Annotated in this window: 2 pseudogenes; one reads left to right on the plus strand and one right to left on the minus strand. The window is 77.2% G+C overall.

Annotated features, from left to right (window positions below):
- A pseudogene (locus L0P92_RS44805) lies at window positions 1–185 on the minus strand (hypothetical protein); the annotation flags it as partial.
- A gap of 69 nt (window positions 186–254) precedes the next feature.
- Between L0P92_RS44805 and L0P92_RS44810 the strand changes: the two are divergent.
- Window positions 255–637: pseudogene (locus L0P92_RS44810) on the plus strand (hypothetical protein); the annotation flags it as partial.

Below are 637 nucleotides of genomic sequence, written 5' to 3' on the forward strand. Positions count from 1 at the left end.
AGGGTGGGCAGCACGGGTGCGGCGGTGGGCGGTACGACGACGGGGGCCGACTCCTCCTCGACGATCCCGGCGAAGCGGGCGCCACCGCGACGGCGCTTACGCTGCTGCGCCCCCTGCCGGTCGGGCCGGCCCGTCTCCCCGGCAGCGGGCGCCGCCTGCTCCTCGGCCGCCCAGGATGTCGTCACGGCGGCGGCCGGCCGCCCGTCGCGCTGATCCGGAACGGTCCGGACTCCGCGAGCGGCGGAGTGGGGCTCATGGGGGTGCGCACGATCCGCTGCGGCCGCGGTGTCCCTGGCGGCGGCCCCGGGGTTCCTGCCGGCTCCGGTGTCTCCGGCGGTTCCGGGGGCCGCCGTGGCGCCTCCGAACCGGTCGCCTCCGAATCCGTCGCCTCCCAAGTGGTCGCCTGCGAACCGATCAGCTTCGAACCGGTCGCCTGCGAACCCGTGGGCCTCGAACCGCCCGCCCTCGAACGCGTCGGCCTCGCCCCTGTCGCCCGCGAACCCGTCGCCCGCGAACCCGTCGGGCTCGAAGCGCCCGCCCGCGAACCCGTCGGGCTCGCCCCTGTCGGCCCCGCCCCTGTCGGCATCGAACCCGTCGCCCGCGAACCGACCGCCAGCCAACCGTCCACCCTCGAACC

Origin of the sequence: Streptomyces muensis (genome assembly GCF_021474425.1) — a bacterium.
GTDB lineage: Bacteria > Actinomycetota > Actinomycetes > Streptomycetales > Streptomycetaceae > Streptomyces > Streptomyces muensis.